The sequence below is a fragment of the Moorena sp. SIO4A1 genome, from assembly GCF_010672065.1.
In the GTDB taxonomy this organism is placed as follows: Bacteria; Cyanobacteriota; Cyanobacteriia; order Cyanobacteriales; family Coleofasciculaceae; genus Moorena.
The window spans coordinates 1-1828 of record NZ_JAAHHX010000467.1 but is presented as its reverse complement, the minus strand read 5'-3'; the positions used below and the strand labels follow the sequence as shown (position 1 = coordinate 1828).

2 protein-coding genes are annotated in these 1828 nt (G+C 47.6%); both read right to left on the bottom strand.

The genetic code is table 11. From position 1 onward, the window contains the following. Positions 1-8: 8 nt before the first annotated feature. The gene (locus F6K53_RS39550) at positions 9-1082 is read right to left on the bottom strand and encodes a contractile injection system protein, VgrG/Pvc8 family (protein WP_293085457.1); all 1074 of its coding nucleotides are present in this window, start codon (positions 1080-1082) and stop codon (positions 9-11) included. 2 nt (positions 1083-1084) lie between these two features. After that, a partial coding sequence (locus F6K53_RS39545) for a LysM peptidoglycan-binding domain-containing protein (protein WP_293085454.1) occupies positions 1085-1828 on the bottom strand: 744 nt, incomplete at its 5' end.

The following is a 1828-nucleotide window of genomic DNA, read 5'->3' as shown; positions in this document are numbered from 1 at the left end:
TTAAAAGATCATGATGTCCCATTCCTCCTCACCTTAAATGCTGTGCGATAACCTCGTTTATGGGAATAGCTATGGGTGGTGGAGGTCACATAGTAGTCACCACTAAACTGTTTGCCCACCCCTTGGATAGTAATAACGGTAGCTGCTCGCAAGTCAGGGCGTCCGACACACAAGCCCTCCCCACTGATGTATTCTAGAGCCATGTTATTAAATCCCCCCTGAGCGATTTGCTCAGCTTCTTCTCTACTGAACACAGGGCGATACAAACGTTCGCTGGTTTTTTTTCCACTACCCAAAGCCGGATCTACAGCCTTAGCACCGCTCTTGTTATTACTAAAACCAGGACTGGCTCGCCCAATGAAGGCTTTCTTGTCCTTCGGGTTCCAACCGCGCACCTCCACCTGTCCCACCTGGGTCAAGCTGGTCAGTCGGGAAGAAAAACTGAGCAGATCCTTTCGTTGAACTAGAGTCAACACTGACTTGGATTTCTCCTGATGGGGCCGGAAATATAGTGTTTTATCTTGAACCACAACCTCATAACCGAGTCGTTGAGCACGGGTCTGAAGAAATTCCATATCTGTTTGGTTATGCTGTAGTACATAGTCCAAAACCAGCTTTGTCGTCACTCCCCCATACTTTAGACCCGCTTGTTTGGCAATATCTCTAGCGATATCGCTGTCTTTCTTTTTAGTAAACGAGCGAGTGTTGTAACCCCGAAGCAATCGATGACTGTAGTCGTAGCCCCGCACTGTCAACAGAGGTATTTCCCCATGGGCAAATTCTGGTTCCAGACCGGTGATCTGACCCATGATCAGTTTTTGCAGTTTCCCTCCACTACCTCCGTAGCCCATAAAAATCTCTACCTCATTGCCTAGCTTAAACAGTTGCGGATTAATCCACTCCTGGTTTTCTTGGTCCCAGTTGGCAAGCTTGATGGTAAACATAGTGGGAGTACTAACGTTTTCATCCACAATTATTGCCATCACATCAGACCGCAACTGTTGTCCGCTGATCAGAATTCTGAAGCCAGGGACTGAGGTCGCGGTGCTATTGCTACTGGTTTGAGGAGCTGTCGAGACCATGGTTAATTTGAGGTTAGATTAAGTACTGGGATGGTCAGAACTTGACCTGGTGTCAGGTTACGGGGATTAGTAATCCCATTAGCCTTGGCAATCTCTCGCCAGACGCTGGGGTCATTATATTCAACACCAGCAATGCTGCTCAGGGTTTCTCCACGTCGGACAACGTGGATTGGGTCGTCATCCCGTGCTAGAGAACTGGGCTTTTCCCGTTCCTCATCTTCTTCAGGGATGAACTGGTGGAAGGTACAGTTGAGAGCGGCTCTGACTGGCATCCCATTAGGGGTAAACATAGTAAAGCGCTGGGTTAGTTGTCCGAGATACCCCTTAAAAATCAGGTTAAATGCCCCCCACCAGAGTTCACATACAGGGGGACGTTTTAAATCAGAGTCAATCAGAGTCAACTCAAAAATCTTATTCGTATACTCTCGAACATCTACGGCATTGGGTGCTGATAATCCATACACACCAGTTAACGATGACGCCGCTGTTGCCGCTCCCGATGCTACTCGTTTGAGGGGAGAACTGCCGCCCCCGGATATACTTTCAGGTAGTCCCTCGTAGGTGTCAAAAAACAGGTCGAGAGTCAGGGTTGCTGGATCCCCACCAATAAATTTAGTATCACCGCGATCGCGGTTTTTGAGAGTTTCATGACGCCATTGGGTTGTCTTGGTAATTTGAATTTCATTAGGATTGAATAGAGGCATTGGTTTGTTTTCTGGAAAAACCATCTGCCATCTTTTTCCTGA

Bases quoted from the DNA above. Each gene is read 5' to 3' on its own strand.
- F6K53_RS39550 (WP_293085457.1), bottom strand. From the start codon at position 1,082: ATGGTCTCGACAGCTCCTCAAACCAGTAGCAATAGCACCGCGACCTCA.